20 protein-coding genes are annotated in these 20672 nt (G+C 71.4%); 13 read left to right on the top strand and 7 right to left on the bottom strand.

The window, feature by feature from the left end:
• Positions 1–342: 342 nt before the first annotated feature.
• Positions 343–1137, bottom strand: a complete 795-nt coding sequence (locus AB0M08_RS31640; RefSeq protein WP_364501140.1) for a transglutaminase-like domain-containing protein — start codon at positions 1135–1137, stop codon at positions 343–345.
• A 131-nt stretch (positions 1138–1268) separates the two neighbouring features.
• Between AB0M08_RS31640 and AB0M08_RS31635 the strand changes: the two genes are divergently transcribed.
• The 5 genes from AB0M08_RS31635 to AB0M08_RS31615 all read left to right on the top strand — a co-directional run bounded on the left by AB0M08_RS31635 (position 1269) and on the right by AB0M08_RS31615 (position 7141).
• The gene (locus AB0M08_RS31635) at positions 1269–2045 is read left to right on the top strand and encodes an SAM-dependent methyltransferase (protein ID WP_364501138.1); all 777 of its coding nucleotides are present in this window, start codon (positions 1269–1271) and stop codon (positions 2043–2045) included.
• A gap of 169 nt (positions 2046–2214) precedes the next feature.
• On the top strand, positions 2215–2706 hold the full coding sequence (locus tag AB0M08_RS31630) for a DUF6624 domain-containing protein (RefSeq protein WP_364501135.1): 492 nt from the start codon (positions 2215–2217) through the stop codon (positions 2704–2706).
• Positions 2707–2913: 207 nt separating this feature from the next.
• Positions 2914–3921, top strand: a complete 1008-nt coding sequence (locus AB0M08_RS31625) for a formylglycine-generating enzyme family protein (protein ID WP_364501132.1) — start codon at positions 2914–2916, stop codon at positions 3919–3921.
• Positions 3918–5027, top strand: a complete 1110-nt coding sequence (locus AB0M08_RS31620; protein WP_364501129.1) for a VCBS repeat-containing protein — start codon at positions 3918–3920, stop codon at positions 5025–5027. The genes AB0M08_RS31625 and AB0M08_RS31620 overlap by 4 nt, the downstream gene beginning before the upstream one ends.
• 167 nt (positions 5028–5194) lie before the next feature.
• Entirely contained in the window at positions 5195–7141 is a 1947-nt protein-coding gene (locus AB0M08_RS31615) for a hypothetical protein (protein ID WP_364501127.1), read from the top strand.
• 82 nt (positions 7142–7223) lie between these two features.
• On the opposite strand, the gene htpG is transcribed toward AB0M08_RS31615, so the two are convergent.
• The 4 genes from htpG to AB0M08_RS31595 form a co-directional block, all read right to left on the bottom strand.
• Complete coding sequence (gene htpG, locus AB0M08_RS31610) at positions 7224–9056, bottom strand: molecular chaperone HtpG (protein WP_364501124.1); 1833 nt, start codon at positions 9054–9056, stop codon at positions 7224–7226.
• A 235-nt stretch (positions 9057–9291) separates the two neighbouring features.
• The gene (locus AB0M08_RS31605; protein WP_364501121.1) at positions 9292–9696 is read right to left on the bottom strand and encodes a nitroreductase/quinone reductase family protein; all 405 of its coding nucleotides are present in this window, start codon (positions 9694–9696) and stop codon (positions 9292–9294) included.
• Positions 9697–9754: 58 nt separating this feature from the next.
• Positions 9755–11266 carry a nucleobase:cation symporter-2 family protein gene (locus AB0M08_RS31600; protein ID WP_364501119.1) on the bottom strand — a complete coding sequence of 504 codons (1512 nt, stop codon included), beginning with the start codon at positions 11264–11266 and terminating at the stop codon, positions 9755–9757.
• A gap of 110 nt (positions 11267–11376) precedes the next feature.
• Positions 11377–11640, bottom strand: a complete 264-nt coding sequence (locus AB0M08_RS31595; RefSeq protein WP_364501149.1) for a hypothetical protein — start codon at positions 11638–11640, stop codon at positions 11377–11379.
• A 196-nt stretch (positions 11641–11836) separates the two neighbouring features.
• On the opposite strand from AB0M08_RS31595, the gene AB0M08_RS31590 reads away from it, so the two are divergent.
• From AB0M08_RS31590 to AB0M08_RS31580, 3 genes are all read left to right on the top strand, one after another.
• Complete coding sequence (locus AB0M08_RS31590) at positions 11837–12211, top strand: hypothetical protein (protein ID WP_364501118.1); 375 nt, start codon at positions 11837–11839, stop codon at positions 12209–12211.
• A gap of 440 nt (positions 12212–12651) precedes the next feature.
• Positions 12652–13521, top strand: coding sequence for an alpha/beta hydrolase (locus AB0M08_RS31585; protein ID WP_364501115.1), 870 nt, complete (start codon positions 12652–12654; stop codon positions 13519–13521).
• A 10-nt stretch (positions 13522–13531) separates the two neighbouring features.
• Positions 13532–14416, top strand: a complete 885-nt coding sequence (locus AB0M08_RS31580) for an ABC transporter substrate-binding protein (RefSeq protein WP_364501112.1) — start codon at positions 13532–13534, stop codon at positions 14414–14416.
• Between the two features lie 10 nt (positions 14417–14426).
• Here the strand turns inward: AB0M08_RS31580 and AB0M08_RS31575 are convergent, their stop codons facing one another.
• Positions 14427–15203: a CDP-alcohol phosphatidyltransferase family protein gene (locus AB0M08_RS31575; protein ID WP_364501109.1), complete on the bottom strand. Its 777-nt coding sequence runs from the start codon at positions 15201–15203 to the stop codon at positions 14427–14429.
• A 98-nt stretch (positions 15204–15301) separates the two neighbouring features.
• Here AB0M08_RS31575 and AB0M08_RS31570 point away from each other — a divergent pair, with 98 nt between their 5' ends.
• From AB0M08_RS31570 to AB0M08_RS31550, 5 genes are all read left to right on the top strand, one after another.
• Positions 15302–16261: a dehydrogenase gene (locus tag AB0M08_RS31570; protein WP_364501146.1), complete on the top strand. Its 960-nt coding sequence runs from the start codon at positions 15302–15304 to the stop codon at positions 16259–16261.
• A 61-nt stretch (positions 16262–16322) separates the two neighbouring features.
• Complete coding sequence (locus AB0M08_RS31565; RefSeq protein ID WP_364501107.1) at positions 16323–16724, top strand: 6-carboxytetrahydropterin synthase; 402 nt, start codon at positions 16323–16325, stop codon at positions 16722–16724.
• Complete coding sequence (locus AB0M08_RS31560) at positions 16721–17878, top strand: glycosyltransferase family 4 protein (RefSeq protein WP_364501104.1); 1158 nt, start codon at positions 16721–16723, stop codon at positions 17876–17878. The genes AB0M08_RS31565 and AB0M08_RS31560 overlap by 4 nt, the downstream gene beginning before the upstream one ends.
• Before the next feature lie 33 nt (positions 17879–17911).
• On the top strand, positions 17912–18676 hold the full coding sequence (locus AB0M08_RS31555; RefSeq protein WP_364501102.1) for a class I SAM-dependent methyltransferase: 765 nt from the start codon (positions 17912–17914) through the stop codon (positions 18674–18676).
• A gap of 60 nt (positions 18677–18736) precedes the next feature.
• Positions 18737–19924 (top strand): lysylphosphatidylglycerol synthase transmembrane domain-containing protein, encoded by a 1188-nt coding sequence (locus tag AB0M08_RS31550; protein ID WP_364501100.1) that lies wholly within the window; start codon positions 18737–18739, stop codon positions 19922–19924.
• A gap of 8 nt (positions 19925–19932) precedes the next feature.
• Here AB0M08_RS31550 and AB0M08_RS31545 read toward each other — a convergent pair whose 3' ends face one another.
• Positions 19933–20646 carry a dihydrofolate reductase family protein gene (locus AB0M08_RS31545; protein WP_364501098.1) on the bottom strand — a complete coding sequence of 238 codons (714 nt, stop codon included), beginning with the start codon at positions 20644–20646 and terminating at the stop codon, positions 19933–19935.
• Positions 20647–20672 lie beyond the last annotated feature (26 nt).

Raw genomic sequence — 20672 nt, 5'->3', positions numbered from 1 at the left:
CGCCGGCGACCAGGCCCGCGTCGACGTCGTAGGCGTGGCTGTTGCCGGAGACCATCAGGATGGCCATCCCCAACCTTGCATGGTTTCAAGCGGTGGCTCCGTGGTGGCCTGCCCGCCGCCGGGTACGGGGTCGGGCTCGTCGCTCACCTGTCGGTGCGCGGTCTGGCTGCCGCGCGGTGGTCGCCCCGGGCGGTTGCGTCAAGCCGGCCGGGCTTCGCGCCGGGGCAAGCGGACGAACCGCGCCGGTTGCGCGATACGGCCGCGCGGTCCGAGTCGGGGCCGACGGCCTGGTCCACGCCGTCGGCAAGGGGCGCCTCGCGGCGTTCCGCGACACGCACCGGGCTAACACGCGATCGCGCCCTCCGGCGGGTGCAGGTCCGGGTACCGGTCGAAGATCTCCCTGATCGCCCCGGCCGAGGTCGCCGTGGCCGCGAGACGGGCGAGGGTGTCGAGCGACCCGTCCAGTTCGTCGTGCGGCTGGTCGAGCGGCTCGACCCGCAGCCGCTCGCACCAGTACCAGCCGGACACCTCGACCTTCCCGAGAGCCGCGACGTCGTTGATCAGGGTCCCGCGCAGTTCATCCCAACCCCACAGATCACCGTTCCCGTACGACCGGGACTCCGCACCCCCGGCACGGCAGAGGCGCCACGCCGTCGGGCCGTCCTGGAAGTCGTCCACGGTCAGGTTGTGCCGACCGGTCTGCGGGTCGGTCAGCACCCAGCCGGAGTCGTCCCGGTACTCCACCACCCAGTGGTCGCTCCAGAGCCCCGCCGCGAAGTAGGAGGCGAACCCGCACCGGATCCGCGCCGGGACGCCCGCCGCCCGCAGAAGGGCGCAGTGCAGCAGCGCGAAGTGGTAGCAGAAGCCGACCATCCGGCGCTCGGCCGGGCGCGCCCGGATCAGCGGCGCCGGGTCGAGTCCGAGCACGTTGTCCAGGATCGGCTCCGCACCGACCGCCTCCCGGTGTGCCCTGCGGTCGGCCGGGAGCCCCGAGACCGCGGAGTCGTGCACGAGCAGTCCCCGGACGACGGCCCCGAGCGCCTCCGGGTCGTGGGGCAGACCGGGCACGAGATGGTCGTGGCGCCCGAGGCGGGAGGTCGGGCTCGTTTGCCGGTAGAAGCGGGTGATGTCGTCCACAAGCGACAGAGTAACCACTCTCCGTGGTCGACGGCGGCGGCGGGGCGACCGGGGGCATGCCGGCATCGCCGGAGACGGCGGCCGCGCCGCGAGCCTTGAGCGAGCGAGAGCCCGGTGCCACTGTGGACGGTGTGAGTGACGCGACGATCGATCAGCAGCGGCCCAGCAGCGCACGGGTCTGGAACTACATCCTCGGCGGAAAGGACAACTTCGAGGTCGACCGTACGCTGGCCGCCCAGATCCTCGACCGGTTCCCGGAGATCGCCGTGCTCGCCCGGGAGCAGCGCAGGTTCCTCGGCCGCGCGATCGGTCACCTGGTCCACGAGGCGGGCGTGCGCCAGTTCCTCGACATCGGCACCGGGCTGCCCACCGCCGACAACACCCACGAGATCGCCCAGCGCCTGGCACCGGAGTCGCGCATCGTCTACGTCGACAACGATCCGCTCGTCCTGGTCCACGCGCGGGCGCTGCTCACCAGCACGCCCGAGGGTGCGACCGACTACATCGACGCGAACGTCGAGGACCCCGGCCGGATCCTGGCCGAGGCCGCCCGCACGCTGGACTTCAGCAGGCCGATCGCCCTGACCATGCTCGGCATCCTGGGCAACGTCGCCGACTACGACCAGGCCCGGGAGATCCTCCGGCACCTGCTCGGCGCCCTGCCGTCCGGCAGCTACCTGGTCCTCTCCGACGGCACCGACACCAGCAGCAGCGCCCGTTCGGGCCACCAGGCCGCCAGGGACCGGGGTCACCCGTACAACGCCCGCAGCGTGGCCCAGGTCGAGGGCTACTTCGAGGGCCTCACCCTCCTCGCCCCGGGGGTGGTCCCGATCCCACAGTGGCGCCCCGGCACCGGCGAGGTCCCGCAGGCCATGGACGGCCGCTGCGGCGTCGCGCTCAAACCCTGACCGGCCGGTCCGCCGCCTGCCGCCGGGCGTGATCAGTTCCGGACAGGTGAGCGCGTACACCCGCCACGGTGCCCGCCGCCGTTCCTCAACAAGCCTATAAGATTGATATCCGTCAATCTAAAATCCCGGGAGCATCGCCGTCGGTAAATGCCGAACTACGGTTCCGCAGATGACGAACGAGACACTCGCCCAGGAATTGATCGCGATGACCGACCGGGATCGGGAACTCCAGCAGGGCGACGATCCCGCCGCACGGCTCGCCCATCGCCGCGTCACCGTGCGCAACGCGGAGCGCCTGGCGGAGATCCTGGCGGACCACGGCTGGCCGGCGATCACCGAGGTCGGCGCCGAGGCCGCGCGTCGGGCCTGGCTGATCGCCCAGCACGCCGACCGGCAGCTGGACCTGCAGCGGACCGCGCTGGAGCTGATGACCCGCGCCGCCGAGACGGGCGAGGCCGAGCCGCAGCACCTCGCGATGCTCCGCGACCGGGTGCTGGTCAACGAGGGGCGGCCACAGGTCTACGGCACGCAGATCGCCGGGGTGGTGGACGGCGCGCCGGTCTCGTGGCCGTGCGAGGACCCGGAGCGCATGGACGAGCGCCGCGCCGGGGTGGGGCTCGCGCCCTTCGCGGAGCACGTCGCGCGGCACGCCCCGCGTTAATCAATGTGTCGACAGTTTGGTCGACGGACATCGGCGTTCCGCGCCATCGAACTACTCCCAGAATCAACTATCTGAGCTGCTAGCAGCACCTTTGAGAAGCCTGTGAGGAGTGATTGCTGTGGATCAATAGGGATCCCTTGACCGAGGATACTGTCGACATTACTGTCGCCTGCCATACCCAACGGCAAATGCGACAAGGAGGTCGACGTGTCATCTGCAAGATCCAGACTCAGACGCCGGACGCTGCTGGCCGCGGCGGGTGGGATGGCGATCAGCGCAGCCGGGCTGTCGGTGAGCGGGCCCGCACGGGCCGCCGACGTCTTCGACCCCGACTGGCTGGTCGCCTTCGGCGCGGACAGCGCGTTCGCGTTCCAGCTGGACACCTCGAACGCCGGGTCCGGGGAATCCTCGCCGATCACCGCGGACTACCACCTCTCCAAGTACCAGGTCACCAACGCGCAGTACCAGGCCTTCCTGGACGACACCGGCGGGACGGCGCCCCGCGCCTGGCCCGACGGTGCCTACTGGGCGGGCAAGGACGATCACCCGGTGCTCTACGTCCCGTACACCTCGGCGGTCGCGTACGCCGACTGGCTCTCCGGGCAGTACACCGACTGGACGTTCCGGCTGCCCACCGAGGCGGAGTGGGAGAACGCGGCGCGCGGCACGGACACGTACGCCTACCCCTGGGGGAACTCGCTCGACACCGTCTACGCCGACGGCGTGCTGAGCAGCCACTGCAACTACAACACCGTCTGCGCGGCGTACGTCCTGGAGGCGTACGGCGACACCACCGTGACGTACGTCGGAGGCTCCTTGAACGGCCAGACCGCCATCCTCGCCGACATCCTGTCGATCTCCTCGACCGGGGCGCTGACCGGCTGGTACGACACCTCGGCCCGGACCGGTTTCGTCTACACCGACCTGTTCCAGGAGATCGAGGACGAGGGCGGCAACACCTCGGCGGTCGGCGCGTTCCCGGCCGGCGACACCGGCACCGGCCTCGCCGACATGGGCGGCAACTCGTGGGACTGGACGTCCAGCGAGATCGTCGCGACCAACGGCCAGGAGAAGGGTGACCTGGTCAACGCGATCCGGGGCGGTTCCTGGTATGCGAGCTCCCGCAGCTGCGCCACCTGGTACCGCGGCGAGGGCCGGGCCCCGGACGGCGGCGCGAACACGGTCGGCTTCCGGCTCGCGGCGGTGGCGGCATGAAGGCGGCCGTCGTCTCCCTGCTCGCCGCGTCGGTGATCCTGGTACCGCGGCCCGCGCTCGCCGCGGACTGCGCGCTCACCTTCGGGTCGACGGCCTCCTACGCCACCCAGGACAACCCACGCGACGTGACCAGCGCGGACCTGGACCTGGACGGCGATCTCGACCTGATCGCGGCCAACCTGGAGTCCGCATCGGTCAGCGTCGTCCTGGACGGCGGCACCGCGGTGAACTACGCCGTCGGTGCGAACCCCTACATGGTGGTGGCCGGCGACGTGAACGGCGACGCGGCACCCGACCTGGTCGTCGGGGACTTCGGCGGCGGCGCGATCAGCGTCCTGCTGAACGAGGGCGACGGCACGTTCGCCGATCAGGTCCAGTACGCGGTCGGCGACCGGCCGCGGGCGGTGGCGCTCGGCGACGTCGACGAGGACGGCACGGTCGACATCACCGGCATCGTCCAGGGGCTCAACGCGCTCGTGGTGTTGCCGGGCAACGGTGACGGAACGTTCGGCACGGGATCGTTCTTCACCACCGGAGCCAGCCCGCACGGCATCACGCTGGGTGACTTCAACAGCGACGGGCACCTGGACGCCGCCACCGCCAGTTCCAGCAGCGGCGGCATGGTCGTCCACCTGGGCGACGGCACCGGCGACTTCACGACCACCACCGCGTACGCCGGAGCCACCAAGCTCTACTCGATCACCAACGCCGACCTGAACGGCGACGGCGTCCTGGACGTGGCCGCGATCAGCCAGAGCGCCGGCGTCGTCGACCTCTACCTGGGGAACGCCGACGACAGCGGTGACGGCGACGGCACCTTCGCCGCCGCCCTGACCTCGCCGATCGCCACCGGCGCCGTCGCGGTCACCTCCGCCGACCTGTACGGCGACGGCACCGCCGACGTGCTGGTCTCGAACTTCACCGTCAACACCCTCACCTGGATCACCGTCGGTACCGACAACGCCGTCACCAGCACCGACATCACCACCGGCTCGTCGCCGTACGCCGTCACCGCGGGTGACCTCACCGGCGACGGCACGACCGACCTCGCGGTCGCCGACAGCGGCTCCGACACCGTCGAAGTCCTCACCGGCACCTGCGCCTGACGAAGACGGCGCCCACGAAAGCGCCCACCGAAGGCGCCCACGAAAGGCACCCACGAAAGGCACCCACGAAAGGCGCCCGCAGAAGGCGCCCGATGGACCGCGGTCAGCGCCGGACCCGAGAGCCCCGGCGCTGACCGCCCCCACCCACTCCCCCACCAGGAGTCCCCATGACGCACCTCAACCGCCGCTCCCTGCTCATCGCGGCCGCCGCCGCGACCGCCACCCCGATCCTGCTGAGCGGCGCGAAACCGGTACTGGCCGCCGCGAACACCCTCACCGTCGCCGACGGCGAGACCTACACCGTCACCGCGACCGCCACCTACGACCAGGTCGTCCTCGAGGAGGGCGGCGCGCTCACCGTCCCGGACGGCTACAGCCTCACGCTGACCGTGGACGGCGTCGAGGTCGGCTCGACCCTGGACAGCCTCTACGACGACGACGGCGTCGCCACCACGATCGCCGCCGGCACCTACAGCGGCACGGTGGTGCTCACCGTCGCCGAGCAGAACGTCATCTCCTACCAGGACAGGGACTGGCCGCTGCGGCAGGCGCTCTACGTCGGCGAGGACGGCATCGACTCCGGCAAGTCGGTGCTCGCCGCGATCTCCGGCACGCTCAGCGCGAGCGGCGCCACCGGCGCGACGGTCGTCTCGAACGGCGAGGCGTTCAACGGCATCTACGTGGCCGGCGGCGCGTACACGCTGACCGACCCGGAGATCACCTTCACCGGCAACGGGCGGACCGACTTCATCGGATACGGCACCGGCATCGTCGGCACCGGGTCGACCACGTCACTGGTGGTCGACGGCGCGACCATCACCAACGCGGGCGTGGTCCGGGACGGCATCGTGATCGACGACGGCGCGGTCGCGGTGATCAAGAACAGCACCATCACGGTCCAGGACGGCACCCCGTCCGACGAGTACGTGAACACCGGCGACCCCGCGTTCATGATGACCTGCCCGTGGCTGCTCGGCATGTACGGCACGGTCCGCGCCACCAACCTGCTCGGCGTCGACACCCGCGCCACCTACCTGAACACCACGATCACCAACGACCGGTGGGCGCTCTGGTCGGTGGACAGCGGCGCGTTCGGCGGGTCGGACGCCGCGCTGGTCGTCATCAACAGCACCGGGAGGCACCTCGGCGACGAGGGCTACGGCTCGTACGCGATCGGCAACCCCACCGAGTACTTCCTCGGCACCACCCTGGACGTCGGCACCTACCTGGCGATCATCTGGGGCGGCGAGAGCCTGCACTACGGCGACAGCGGCGCGTCGGTCGTCCGGGACCTGAACACCTCGCTCGGGCTGGGCCTGACCACGACGGACATCAGCTCGATCACCGCGCAGAGCTCGTCGCTGACCTCGCGCAAGTTCGGGTTCATGTGGCACTCGACCGGGCCCGTGTACATCGACGGCGGCACAACGGTGACCACGGCGCACACCACGTTCCTGTCCAAGGCGGTCGCCTCCTCGGTGATCGTCGACGGCTCGGACGGGGCGACCATCACCACCGGCAACGGCGTGATCTACCAGGTCATCGACAACGACAACCCGGGCAAGGTGACGGTCACCGGCAAGCCGTGGTCGGCGGAGTACACCAAGGCGTACACCCAGCCGACCGCCGCGGCGGTGAAGTCGTCGAGCTTCGACCCGACGGCGGCGCACACCGCGGACGCGACCGGCGCGTTCTCGCACATCAGCCTGGAGGGCGACTTCTACAACGGCGTCCTCGGCGGCGGGGTCGGCAGTCTGCAGGGCCAGAACCTGGTGCTGACCTTCACCGACGCGACGGTCACCGGGGTCATCTCGGCCAGCCTCGCCGTGCACGAGGAGAGCCCGATCGATTTCAACACCTACGGGAACTACCAGCAGCTCGGCGTCGTGACGAACACCCCGCAGGCGGTGGTCAACAACGGTGTCATCGTCACGCTGACCGCCGGCTCCACCTGGCTGGTGACCGGGACGTCGTACCTGAGCAGCCTGACCGTCAGCTCCGACTCCAGCGTCACCACCGCCGCCGGCACCACGCCGACCCTGACCGTCGACGGTGTCACCACGACGCTCCGGGCCGGCCGCAGCTACACCGGGGCCATCACGGTCACGGTGTGAGGGACTCCTGGGTCGTGGCGCCGCACGGTCATCGGCGCCACGACCCAGGGCCTCGGATCAAACCTCGGATCAGGGCCTCGGATCAGACCGTCTGGGCCAGCCGGTCGGCGAGGAGCTTCGCGAACCGCGCCGGGTCCTCCAGGTCCCCGCCCTCGGCCAGCAGCGCCGTCCCGTAGAGCAGCTCCGCCGTCTCCCCGAGCCCGGAGGCGTCCTTCTCGTGCGCCCCGCGCAGCCCCGCGACGAGCGGGTGGTTCGGGTTGAGCTCCAGGATCCGCTTGACCCGCGGCCCCTCCTGCCCCATCGCCCGGTACATCTTCTCCAGCGCCGGGGTGATGTCGTCCTGGTCACTGACCAGGCACGCGGCCGAGGTGGTCAGCCGGTGCGAGAGCCGGACCTCCTTGACCTGCTCGTCCAGCTTCTCCTTGAGGAACCCGAGCAGCGGCCCGAAGTCACCCTCGGGCTCCGGGGTCTGTTCGTCGTCCTTCTTCAGGTCGACCGAGCCGCGGGCGATCGAGCGCAGCTTCTTCCCGTCGAACTCCGGCACCGCGTCGACCCAGATCTCGTCGACCGGGTCGGTGAGGATCAGCACCTCGTAGCCCTGCGCGGCGAAGGCCTCCATGTGCGGCGAGTTCACCACCTGCGAACGCGACTCACCGGTCAGGAAGTAGATCTCCTCCTGCCCCTCCTTCATCCGCTCCACGTAGGCCGCGAGCGTGGTCGGCTCGTCCCCGGCGGTGGTCGCGAACGAGGCGATGTCGAGGATCTGCTTCTGGTTGTCCGGCTCGCCGAGCAGGCCCTCCTTGACCGCCCGGCCGAACTCCCGCCAGAAGGTGGCGTACTTCTCGGCGTCGTTGGTCATCAGGTCCTTGATGGTGGAGAGGACCTTCTTGACCAGCCGGCGCCGGATCATCTGGATGTGCCGGTCCTGCTGCAGGATCTCCCGGGAGATGTTCAGCGACAGGTCGGCCGCGTCCACCACGCCCTTGACGAAGCGCAGGTAGTCCGGGATCAGCTCCTTGCTGTCGTCCATGATGAAGACGCGCTTGACGTAGAGCTGCAGCCCCCGGCGCGCGTCCCGCTGGAACAGGTCGTGCGGCGCGCGGGACGGGATGAAGAGCAGCGCCTCGTACTCGAAGGTGCCCTCCGCCTTCATGTTGATGATCTCGAGCGGGTCCGACCAGTCGTGGCTGATGTGCCGGTAGAACTGGTGGTACTCCTCGTCGGTGACCTCGCTGCGCGGCCGCGCCCAGAGTGCCTTCTGCGAGTTGAGGACCTCGTCACCCTTGCGAATGGGGAACGAGATGAAGTCGGAGTACTTCTTGACGATCTCCTTGATCTTCCACTCTGCGGCGTAGTCGTAGAGGGCGTCGTCCTCGTCCTTCGGCCGCAGCTGCAGCGTCACCGTGGTCCCGACCGGCGCGTCCTCGGCGTCGTCGATGGTGAACGTGCCCTCGCCCGCCGACTCCCAGCGCGTGCCGTGCCCCTCGGTCCCCGCCTTCCGGGTCACCAGCGTCACCCTGTCGGCCACCATGAAGGTCGAGTAGAACCCCACGCCGAACTGCCCGATCAGCTCGGGGCTCTCCTTGGCCTCCTTCAGCTTCGCCAGCAGGTCGGCCGTCCCGGACTTGGCGATCGTGCCGATCAGCTCGACGACCTCCTCCCGGGTCATCCCGATGCCGTTGTCCCGCACGGTCAGCGTCCGCGCGTCCGCATCGGCCTCGATCTCGATGTGCAGATCGGAGGTGTCCGCCTCGAGCCCGTCCTGCAGCTTCGCCAGCCGCAGCTTGTCCAGCGCATCCGAAGCGTTCGAGATCAGCTCCCGCAGGAAGATGTCCTTGTTCGAATAGATCGAATGGACCATCAGCTGCAGCAGCTGCCGCGCCTCTGCCTGGAACTCCAACGTCTCCATCGTCACCCGTTTCCGTCATGTCCGCTGCTTCACACCGATCGTATGACGCCACGCTCGCACACGGTCACCACGCCCTCCCCCTCACCCCTCCCACCTCAAGATCAACTTCCCGGTCTCGCAGCGGGGTGACAGTCTGCAGTCCGCTTCAAGGGTGGTGGGCGGGGCGGTTGGATGGGGGTACAGACCGCCCCGCCCGGCACCGCCCCGCGCAACCACCCGCCCACGACACCGGACGCCCGGCTCAGCCCCGCTGTCCCGCGGCGGCCACGGCGAGCAGGCAGTAGTCCCGCCGCCCGGTCAGGCGCAGCAGCACGGCGACGACCACCCCGAACGCCGCCCGCCCGATCGCCGGTTCGAGCGGCTCGATCCGCCCGATCTCGTACTCGACCCCGCGGTGCAGGACCGAGCAGCGCCCGGCCGCCCGCACGTTCCGGTACCAGGCCGCACCCGTCCCGTAGGTCAGCTCCGCCACGAAGTCCCCACCGAGCCGCACCAGCAGCATCGGCGTCTCGTCGGCCCGCCCTGTCCGCCGCCCCACGTGCCTGACCAGCGACAGCGGCCCCCGCCCGCGGCGCACCGCCCACACCGCGACCCGGTTGACGGTCCGGTTCAGCACCCAGAACCACGCTCGCCCGACCCTCGCCACGCGCCCATCCCACCACCCCGGCCCGGCACGACCCCGCGCCGGGGCGACGACCCGACCGTCAGACCGGCTTCGCGGGCTCATCAGCCTCCCGGACACCGGCGCCCTCGGCGTCGGCCTCCCCACCAACGGCCTCCCCACCAACGGCGCCCTCAACACCGGCGCCCTCAACACCGCCCTTCTCGACACCGGTGCTCCCAGCGTCGGCCTCCTCAGTGCCGACCGGAGGCGCATCGTCCGCAGCCTCCGCGGCGGGCTCGGCGGCGTGCCCGCCCACGCCGTTGAAGAGCAGGTTCAACAGGAAGACGACGATCACCGTCGTGGTGATGGAGCTGCCGAAGATGATCTGGAGCTCGTCGGGCATCCTCGCGTAGAAGTTCGGCGCGACCACCGGGATCATGCCCAGGCCCAGCGAGACCGCCACGATCAGCAGGTTGTTCGTACCCTCGAACGCCACCTTGCGCAGGCTGCGGATGCCGACCGCCGTGACGGTGGCGAACATGACCAGGGCCGCCGCGCCGATCACCGGGCCCGGGATCGCCGCGATCACCGAGCCGAGCTTGGGGATCAGACCGAGCAGGATCAGGATCGCGCCCGCCGCCGTGACCACGAACCGGCTGCGCACCCGGGTCACCTGGACCAGCCCCACGTTCTGGGCGAAAGCCGTGTCCAGGAAGGAGTTGAAGGTGCCCGCCAGGATGCCGGAGAGCCCGTCGGCCGCGAGCCCCCGCGCGATGTCGTTCTCGCTGGGCCGCTTCCCGACCGCCTCGCCCACCGCGATCATGTCGGCCGTGGACTCGACGTAGATGACCAGCATGACGATGCACATCGAGACGATCGCCGCGGCCTGGAACTCGGGCGCCCCGAAGTAGAACGGCTTCGCCAGCCCGAACCAGGCGGCGTCGCCGACCCCGGCGAAGTCGACGAGCCCCATCAGCGCGGCCGCCGCGATGCCGGCGAGCAGCCCGATCAGCACCGACAGCGAGGCGAGGAACCCACCGGCGAAGCGGTTGATCAGCACGATCAGCAGGATGATCGCGCCGGCCAGCGCGAGGTGGCTGAGCTGCCCGTACCCGGGAGCGGTGTCGTCGTTGCCCGCGATCAGACCGGCTCCGGCGTCGATCAGCGAGAGCCCGATCACCGTGATCACCGTGCCGGTGACCAGCGGCGGAAAGAGGTGGATGATCTTCGCGAAGGGCTTGGCGATCAGCAGGCCGAAGACGCCGGAGGCGAGGATCGCGCCGTAGACGGCGGGCATCCCGTACGTCGCGCCGATCAGGATCATCGGGGTCAGCGCGGTGAAGGTGGCACCCGCGACGACCGGGAGCCGGACGCCGAGGATCCTCCCGATCCCCAGGCTCTGGATCACGGTGACGATGCCGGCCACGAAGAGGTCGGCGTTCACCAGGATCGCGATGGTGCCGCCGTCCAGCTTGAGCGCCCCGCCGACGATCAGCGGGACGGCGACGCAGCCGGCGTACATGACGAGGACGTGCTGCAGGCCCAGGACGGCGAGCCGGCCGGCCGGGAGCCGCTGATCGACGGGGTGTCTGGTCTCGACCGCTGTGGTCATGGCGAAACCCTTCCGGGTGGAAGTGAACGTTTCGCAGGATTCTGAGCAGGGTTTGTTGAGAACAGAGATCGGCGTGTTGCGATCCGATGAATTTGGTATACCAGTAAAGATCAGCAGCCGGGACCCGCTGCAACCCCGCCGATAACGCTATATCTGGAAATATCTCCCTTGACGTATGACGCAAGCTGCGCCACCGCCGTCGGCTCCACCCCGTTGACCCCCACGAACGCGACGATCGCCGAGTCCACGGTCCGGCAGGTCGCCCGGTCCGCCACGATCTCCGCCTCGCTGACAAGCGTGTCCGGCTTCAACGCAGCGTAAGAAAGGCCGGAGAGACTCACCGTAACCGCCGCCGCCATCGCCATCTCGATCATACGCACTCACGCAGGCTAGTGATCATTACCGAAAGTAGCCAGCTGGCCGTTCGGCCAAGATCTGCCGCCCGACACGTTACGCACCGTAGCGATGTGCCAGATCGGGAGAATGAATCCGCGTGAGGCTTTACCCGGCGCCTGCCGCTTTTATACCGTGGTTACTCGGAGCAACGGTCTGATAGCGCTGGAGGATCCCATGCGTCGTGCCGCTCTCGTCCTCGCCTTCGTCTTCGCCGGTCTCTGGATCGCGTCCCCCGCGCAGGCGTTCGCCCACAACAACGTCCACAACCCCTACTTCCACGCCGCCCTGGACGCCCTGACCCTGCTGGTCGTCTCGGCGCCGGTCTGGACGGCGATCATGTGGACCGGCGGCCGCCGCTGGCTGCTGGCCGCGCTGATCGCGGTGGTGCAGATCCCGGTCGCGGTGATCGGCTTCGTCCCGATCGTGAACCCGTACCTGCACCTCGCGCTCTTCCTCCTGGCGATCACGCTGACCGGCGTGTCGCTGCGGGTGGTCCGCCGGCAGCGCCGTGCGGCGTCCGCCGCAGTGCCCGCACCCACTCACCGGTAGGCGCCCGGACGGCCAGGCCCGTCACGGCCTGGCCGTCCCGGATCAGCTCGACCTCGGGACATCCGGCGGCGGCCGCGTGCCAGCCGCCGCTCTCCCTGCGCACGGCGTGGTACCGGCAGTGCTCCTCGTCGACGTAGCCCCAGGCCAGCAGGAGTTCCCGTCCCCCCAGGGAGTAGCGCCCTATGCTGGCGATCCGCTCCCCCTCCTGCCGGCGATAGAAGTCGGCGAGCAGTCCGGGCACCGCAGTCCCCTCGAAGGGCGCGTTCAATACAGTGCGATGAGGTCGAAAACCAGACATATCGGGTACGGGCACGGGTTGAGCTAACCACACTCCCCGCCCCTGGTCCGGGGCTTTGCCAAAGCCCGCCTCACATTGATCTCGTCATCCGTTGTGATCGGCTTTTAACCTGACTGTCGGTGAGCCCCGCCACAATGGCCTGGTGGTGACCGAGACGATGATGCCGGTCAACGGCATAGAGGTGTGCCTGGAAACCTTCGGAGAACGCACCGAGCCGCCCCTGCTGCTCCTGGCCGGGGACGCCGGCTCGATGGACTGGTGGGACGACGAGTTCTGCCGGCGCCTGGCCGCCGGCGGCCGCTTCGTGATCCGGTACGACCACCGGGACACCGGGCGCTCGACCGCCTTCCCTCCCGGCACCCCGTACTCCGGGGTGGACCTGATGAACGACGCGCTCGGCGTGCTCGACGCGCTCGGCGTGCCCGCCGCGCACCTGGTCGGCTTCGCCCTCGGCGGCGCCCTGGCCCAGCGCCTCGCCCTCGAGCATCCGCAGCGGGTCCTCTCCCTCACGCTGATCGCCACCACCGCGGGCGACGGTGACGGCACCCCGCCGATCCAGGCCACCGGCACCACCGCGGTCGCCGTCCGCACCGTGCCGGCCATCGCCGTCCCGGTCCGCACCGCGGCCGGCGAGATCGACTGGTCCGACCGGAAGTCCGCGGTGGCCGGCCTGGTCGCCGAGGCGCGGGCCCGCGGCGGCCCGTTCACCCCGGACGAGCACCAGCTGCGCCGCCTCGCCGAGCGCGTCTACGACCGCTCCGCCGACCTCGCCGCCGGCCGGATCAACCACCACAACGCCGGGTACGGTCCCCCGATCCGGCACCGCCTCGGCGAGATCACCGTGCCCACCCTGGTCCTGCACGGCACCCTGGACGAGCGGTTCCCGGCCGAGCACCCGGAGGAGCTGGCCGCCGCCATTCCCGAGGCCCGGCTGACCTGGCTGGACGGCGTCGGCCACGAATCCCCGCCGCCGGCCGTCTGGAACCTGGTCCTGGCCGCCATGTTCGCCTGAGAATGGGGGCATGCGCCTCGTCTCCCTGCTGCCCTCGGCGACCGAGATCGTGTACGCCCTCGGCCTCGGCGAGAACCTGGTCGGTGTCACCTTCGAGTGCGACGAGCCCGCCCACGCACGCTCGGAGAAGACCGTGGTGGTCGGCGGCCGCGACACAGGCGGCATGACCCCCGCCGAGATCGACGACTACGTGCGCACCCAGATGGCCGCCGGCCGGGACCTCTACACCCTGCACGCCGACGCGCTGGCCGGCCTGGCCCCGGACCTGATCCTCACCCAGGACCTGTGCCGGGTCTGCGCGCTGCCCTCCGGTCACGTGGACGACGCGCTGACCCACCTCGGCTGCCGGGCGCGGGTGCTGTCGCTGGACCCGTACACCCTCCGCGACGTGCTGGCGAGCTTCATCGAGGTCGGGCACGCGGTGGGCGTACCGGAGAAGGGTGTGAGGCTCGTCGAGGAGCTGGAGGCACGTCTCGCGACGGTGGCCGCCGCGGTGGCGGGCCGTGCGCGACGGAAGGTGGCCGTCGTCGAGTGGGTCGACCCGCCGTTCTGCGGTGGCCACTGGGTGCCGGACCTGATCACCGCGGCCGGCGGTGAACCGGTGGCCGGGCGGCCGGGTCGGCGATCCGTGCAGGTCACCTGGGGTGAGCTGGCGGCACCGGACCCGGAGGTGGTGCTGGTGACGCCGTGCGGCTACCACCTGGACGGCGCGATCCGGCAGGCCGAGTTGGTCGCCGGGCACTTCCCGGAGGCGGAGGTCTGGGCGGTCGACGGCGACGGCCTGATCGTCCGCCCGGGCCCGCGGCTCGTCGACGGCGTGGAGGCGATCGCGTCGATCCTGCATCCGGACGCGGTGCCGGCCGCGAGGGCCGGCAGCGTCGCCCGCGTCGGTTAGCGGTTAGCGGTTAGCGGACGGCGAGGACCGGCCGACACTCCGGGGCGGCGGACCAGCGCTCACGGGCGGAGACCCGGACCCGGGAGGCCCGGAAGAGCCACCGGATGTCCCGGCCGAACGACCAGGTGAGCGAGGCCAGCGCGATCGCCAGCGCGGCGACGGCGACCGGGACCGGGAGCAGGCCGCTGACCACGACGGCCAGCATCACGCCCTGCTGAGCGGCGACCACCTTGCGCCCGAACTTCGGCGGCAGCGCGGCGTTCAGCCAGGGGAGCCCCCAGGACGCGGCGACGAAGACGTACCGGAAGGCACCGATCGCCAGGGCCCACCAGCCGTACTCGGCGGACGCGAGCACGCTCAGCACCAGGATCAGGAACGCGTCGACCTCCATGTCGAACCGGGCGCCCAGCGACGTCGTGGTGCCGGTGCGCCGGGCGACCTGCCCGTCCACACCGTCCATGGCGAGCGCCACGGCCGCGATGCCGACCAGCAGCACGGTCGGCACGTCGTGGCCGGTCAGGTGGCTCGCGACCAGGGCGGTGACACCGCCGGTGAGGATCGCCCGCCCGAAGGTGACGAGGTTGGCCCAGCCGGCGAAGGTCAGCCCGGCGCGCAGCAGTGCGACGGCGAAGAGGCCGCAGAGGACGGCGGCGTAGGCGAGCCCGGTGAGCCAGCCCCACGGGGTGAGACCGACGGTGGCGGCCAACGCCGCCAGCAGGAGGAGATGTGCCGCGAACCCCACCAGGGGTGCTCGTGACGCGGTGGTGGTGGCGGTACTGATGGTCACCGTTCCTCCAGGACTTAGGGTTTTGGGAACCGCTGTCCCCCACACACACGCTCAGCGAGCGATTTCGGTTCACAGGGAGATCATTCGTGTCTGACGCCATGGCCTTCTGGCTGTCGTGCCCCGGATCGGGGGAGTTACGCCCCGAGGACGTGCCGGATCCCGGTCCGGGTGAGGTATTGGTCCGTACGCTGCATTCCGGGGTCAGCCGTGGCACGGAGACCCTGGTCTTCCAGGGCCGGGTGCCGGAGAACCAGTGGGCGAGCATGCGCGCCCCGTTCCAGTCCGGCGACTTCCCGGCCCCGGTCAAGTACGGCTACCTGAACGTCGGCGTGGTCGAGGCCGGCGACCCGGAGCTGGTGGGGCGGACCGTCTTCTGCCTCTACCCGCACCAGACCCGCTACGTCGTCCCGCGGGCGGCCGTCACGGTCGTCCCGGCGGACGTCCCCGCGCACCGGGCCGTGCTGACCGGCACCGTGGAGACCGCGGTCAACGCCGTCTGGGACGCGAACCCGCAGGTCGGCGACCGGATCACGGTGGTCGGCGCGGGCATGGTCGGCGCGTCGGTGGCGGCCATCCTCGCGGCGTTCCCGGCCGCCGACGTGGAGCTGGTCGACGTCGACCCGGCCCGCGCCGGGCTCGCCGCAGCCCTCGGCATCCGCTTCGCGACCGGCGAGGACGCCACCGGGGACCGGGACCTGGTGATCCACGCCAGCGCGAACCCGGCCGGTCTCGCCCGCTCGCTCGAACTGCTCCGGACCGAGGGCACCGTCGTCGAGCTCAGCTGGTACGGCGACCGCCCGGTCCCGCTGCTGCTCGGCGAGAACTTCCACTCCCGCCGGCTGACCATCCGCAGCAGCCAGGTCGGCGGCATCCTCCCGTCCCGCGGCCGCACCTACGCCGAACGCCTGCGCCTGGCCCTGGAGTTGTTGCGCGACGACCGCTTCGAGGCCCTGGTCACCGGCCGTTCCCCGTTCGCCGAGATGCCGGAGGTCCTCCCCCGGCTCGCCGACGGGTCCCTCACCGCGCTCTGTCATGTGATCGACTACCCGGGGAATTGATCTTCCCAGCCCCGGGTACCCGTAGTTCCCGTTCAGAGATCAGCACAACGAGGAGTAGCCCTTGTTCAGCGTCACCGTCCGCGACCACATCATGATCGCGCACAGCTTCACCGGAGCGGTCTTCGGACCCGCGCAGCGTCTGCACGGCGCGACCTTCGTGGTGGACGCCACCTTCCGCCGCCCGGAGCTGGACGATGACAACATCGTCGTCGACATCGGCCTCGCCTCCGAGCAGCTGAAGACCATCTGCTCCAGCCTCAGCTACCGCAACCTCGACGACGACCCGGAGTTCTCCGGCGTCAACACCTCCACCGAGTTCCTGGCCAAGCTGATCGCCGACCGCCTGGCCGTCCGCATCGCCGCCGGCGAGCTCGGCCCCGGCGCCGCCGGCCTGACCGGCGTCGAGGTCACCCTGCACGAGTCGCACATCGCCTGGGCGAGCTACGAGCGCACCCTGCGGTGACGACTCCGCTCTTCGTGGTGCTGCCGGGCGACATCGACGACCCGGCGGCACCCAGCGGCGGCAACCGCTACGACCGCGAGGTCCTGCGCCGCCTCCCGCCCCGTTTCCCGGCGGTCCGCGAGATCCCCGTCGCCGGTTCCTGGCCGCGCCCGGGCGCGGCCGCGTCGGCCCGGCTGGCCCGCGTCCTGGGCGACCTGCCCGACGGCGCGGTCGTCCTGCTCGACGGCCTGGTGGCCTGCGGCATCCCGGACGTCCTCGAGCCGCACGCCGGCCGCCTGCGCCTGGCGATCCTGGTCCACCTCCCGCTCAGCGACGAGACCGGCCTGACCGCCGGGGACGCCGCCGCCCTCCGTGCCCTGGAGCGCCGCGCCCTCCACCTGGCCTCGGCGGTGATCGCCACGAGCGCCCAGGCCGCCGCCCACGTCGAGCGGATGCACGACCTGTCCGGCGTCCACGTGGCCCCGCCCGGCGTCGACCCGGCCCCGGCCGCCGAGCCCTCCACCGCGGGCAACCGCCTGCTCTGCGTCGCCTCCCTGACCCACCGTAAGGGCCAGGACGTCCTGCTCCAGGCCCTCGCGCAGCTCCCGGACCTGCCCTGGACCTGCACCTTCGCCGGAGCCGGCGCCACACCTCCCCTCCCGCCCGCGCTGGACGCCGCCGTCACCGTGGCATCCAGCATGGCCCTTGCCCCTGGGTCAGAGTCCAGCCGGACCATCGTCTTCGCCGGGCCACTCGCCGGAGCCGCCCTCGACGCCGCCTACGCGAACGCGGACCTCTTCGTGCTCCCGTCCCGCGCCGAGACCTACGGCATGGTCATCACCGAGGCCCTGGCCCGCGCCCTCCCGGTCCTGGCCACCCGCGTCGGCGGCGTCCCCGAGGCAGTGGGCACGGCGACGGGCACGGCGACGGGCACGGCGACGGGCACGGCGACGGGCACGGCGACGGGCACGGCGAAGACCGAGATCCCCGGCCTGCTGATCCCCCCGGACGACCCGGCCGCCCTGACCACCGCCCTGCGCGACTGGCTCACCACCCCGGCACTCCGGCGACGATGGCGCGACGCCGCCCTGGCCCGCCGCACCACGCTGACCGGCTGGGACGACACTGCCACCCGGCTGGCCGCCGTCCTGGCCGGCCTGGTCCGAAACACCTGATCTGAAACCCTGAAATCTAGGAGACACGCCCCCATGACCGGAGAATTCAGCGCCGACTGGCTCGCCCTGCGCGAGCCCGCCGACGCCGCCGCCCGCGCCACCGACCTGATCGAACTGGTCCCCGGCCCGGTCCGGATGATCCGTGACCTCGGCTGCGGCACCGGTTCCCTGGCCCGCTGGCTGGCGCCGCGGATCCCGCTCCCCCAGTTCTGGATCCTCACCGACCGCGACCCGGCCCTGCTGGAGATCGCCGCCGACCGGATGCCCGACGGCGTCAACGTCGCCGTCGACGAGCGTGACGTCACCGCGCTGACCCCGGACGACCTGACCGGCGCCGACCTGGTCACCTGCTCCGCGCTGCTGGACCTGCTGACCGCGCCGGAGATCGACCGGCTCGCCGAGGTCTGCGCGCAGGCCCGGGTGACCGTCCTGTTCACTCTTTCGGTGACGGGTGAGGTGACGCTCACACCGGCCGATCCGCGCGACGCCGCGGTCGAGGCCGCCTTCAACGCTCACCAGCGCCGGGAAACCGCAGGCCGGACCCTGTTGGGGCCGGACGCCCCGGGGTACGCGGCGGCCGCTTTCGCGAAGGCCGGAGCGCGTGTGCACACCCGTCCCAGCCCGTGGCGGCTCGGCCCGGCGAGCGCGGAGCTCACCGCCGAGTGGTTGCGCGGCTGGGTCGGCGCCGCCGTCGAACAACGCCCTGACCAGGGCTTCGACGACTATCTGGCGGAGCGTCTGGGCGCGCTGCCGGAGGTGTCCGTCGGGCACGAGGATGTTTTAGCGATCTTCGGCTGAACCCTGGCGCGCGCATCGGGCGTACTAGTCCCCGAGGGACGCGCGACGAGGGGATCAGAAGTGAGCCGACAGATCTGGGCATGGCTACGGTTGCTGGGCGGTGCCGGCATCCTGGTGCTGGTGCTGTGGCGGCTGGGGACCGGCGCGTTCCTGGACGGGCTGCGGGTCCTCGACGCGGGCACCCTGTCGCTGGCGTTCGGTCTCGGCGTCGCGACCACGTTGCTCAGTGCCTGGCGCTGGTGCCTGGTGTCCCGCGGGATGGGCCTCACGCTCAGCATGCGGGCCGCGACCGCGGACTACTACCAGGCGCTCTTCCTGAACGCCGCGCTGCCGGGCGGGGTGCTCGGCGACGTCGGGCGCGCGGTCCGGCACGGCCGCGAGGAGGGCGACGTGGGCCGGGGTGTCCGGGCCGTCGTCCTGGAGCGCACCGCGGGACAGTTCGTGCTGCTGGGCGCGGGTGGTGTCGTGCTGCTGACGGTGCCCTCGCCGGTGCTGACCCTGATCCGGGAGCACGCCGCGGCCGTCGCGGTGACGGCCGCGGGTGCCGCCCTGGTCGCGGGGGCCGCCCTGCTGGTGGTGCGGCGGCTGCGGACCGGCGGTTCGCGTCTGGCCGGCGCCGCCCGCACCGGTACCGCGGAGATCCGTTCCGGTCTGATGACCCGCCGGACCGCTCCCGGCGTGCTGCTGGCCTCGGCCGGTGTGCTCGCCGGGCACCTGGCGACGTTCGTGGTGGCGGCCCGCGCGGCCGGTAACGGCGTCCCGGTCCTCGACCTGATGCCGCTGCTGCTGCTCGCGCTGCTGGCGATGGGCATCCCGCTCAACGTGGGCGGCTGGGGTCCCCGCGAGGGCGTGCTGGCCTGGGCGTTCGGTGCCGCGGGCCTGAGCGCCGGCCAGGGTGTCACGATCGCCGTCGCCTACGGCATCTGCGCCTTCGTGGCGGCGGTGCCGGGCGCGGTCGTCGTCGTGGCCCGCCTGCTGCCGCGCTTGCAGGCTCAGCCGTCGCACGACCGGACCACGTCTGCGGTACGGGCGGACGCCCCGGCCGCCGCCGCGGGGGACGCGCCCACTCCGGTGACCCCGCTGTCGCCCACCCCGGCCGTGCCGGTCTCGCCCGCCGTGGTGCTCTCCGCGCCCGACCCGGTACGGGTCCGCCGGGCGACGCTGCTGGCCGCGACCGCGCGGGCCGCCACCGGCCGGGCCACCCAGGCCCGCCGCCAGCCCGCCTACTCGGGCCGGGCCGCCGCTTGACGGCCGGCCTAGCTCGCCGTCGCCGTCCCGCCGCTCTCCCCGTATCGCGGGGAGAGCGCGTAGCGGAGCAGGACCACGTCACCGATCTGGCGGACCTCGGCGAGGACCGCGCGATTCTTCCGGTTCACCGGGAAGTCGCCGTCGTGGACGAACCGCGGCGCCGCCGGGTCGCCGACGAAGAGCGGGGCCACCACCAGCTGCAGTTCGTCGGCGAGGCCGGCGGTGAGGAACTGGGTGTGCATCGTCCCGCCGCCCTCGACCATCAGCCGGCGCACGCCCCGCTCGCCCAGGTCGGCACTGACCCGGCGGACGTCGACCGGGTCGCCGCCGTCCAGCACGGTCGCGGCGCCGCCGAGCACGTCCCGGGTCTCCCGCAGCGCGGGACCGGCACAGTAGACGAGTTTCTCCGACGCCCCGGTGGAGAAGAAGGCGGCCGCCGGGTCGAGTCCGCCCCGGCCGGTGATCGTCACCTTCACCGGGTCCGGCGCCTCGCCGCGGGCCACCCGGGCCGCCCGGCGTTCCGCGGAGCGCACCAGCAGGCGCGGGTTGTCCTGGCGGATCGTCGCCGCTCCGACCAGGATCGCGTCACACCCGGCGCGGACCTCGTCCACCCGGTCGAAGTCCGCGTCGTTCGAGAGGAGCAGCCGCTCCCCGGTCGTGTCGTCGAGGTAACCGTCGATCGACATGCCGCAACTCAACAAGATGTAAGGACGCTCAGACATCTCCGGCCCTGGTCGGTGGAATGCGT

The sequence above is a fragment of the Actinoplanes sp. NPDC051851 genome (genome assembly GCF_040681165.1).
Taxonomy (GTDB): domain Bacteria; phylum Actinomycetota; class Actinomycetes; order Mycobacteriales; family Micromonosporaceae; genus Actinoplanes.
This window is presented reverse-complemented; position numbering and strand designations above follow the sequence as displayed.

Coding starts and splice junctions, on each gene's coding strand:
- AB0M08_RS31570 (WP_364501146.1), top strand. CDS start 15,302: ATGGCCTTCTGGCTGTCGTGCCCCGGATCGGGGGAGTTACGCCCCGAG.
- AB0M08_RS31630 (WP_364501135.1), top strand. CDS start 2,215: ATGACGAACGAGACACTCGCCCAGGAATTGATCGCGATGACCGACCGG.
- AB0M08_RS31595 (WP_364501149.1), bottom strand. CDS start 11,640: ATGATCGAGATGGCGATGGCGGCGGCGGTTACGGTGAGTCTCTCCGGC.
- AB0M08_RS31600 (WP_364501119.1), bottom strand. CDS start 11,266: ATGACCACAGCGGTCGAGACCAGACACCCCGTCGATCAGCGGCTCCCG.
- AB0M08_RS31555 (WP_364501102.1), top strand. CDS start 17,912: ATGACCGGAGAATTCAGCGCCGACTGGCTCGCCCTGCGCGAGCCCGCC.
- AB0M08_RS31580 (WP_364501112.1), top strand. CDS start 13,532: ATGCGCCTCGTCTCCCTGCTGCCCTCGGCGACCGAGATCGTGTACGCC.
- AB0M08_RS31620 (WP_364501129.1), top strand. CDS start 3,918: ATGAAGGCGGCCGTCGTCTCCCTGCTCGCCGCGTCGGTGATCCTGGTA.
- AB0M08_RS31545 (WP_364501098.1), bottom strand. CDS start 20,646: ATGTCTGAGCGTCCTTACATCTTGTTGAGTTGCGGCATGTCGATCGAC.
- AB0M08_RS31615 (WP_364501127.1), top strand. CDS start 5,195: ATGACGCACCTCAACCGCCGCTCCCTGCTCATCGCGGCCGCCGCCGCG.
- AB0M08_RS31590 (WP_364501118.1), top strand. CDS start 11,837: ATGCGTCGTGCCGCTCTCGTCCTCGCCTTCGTCTTCGCCGGTCTCTGG.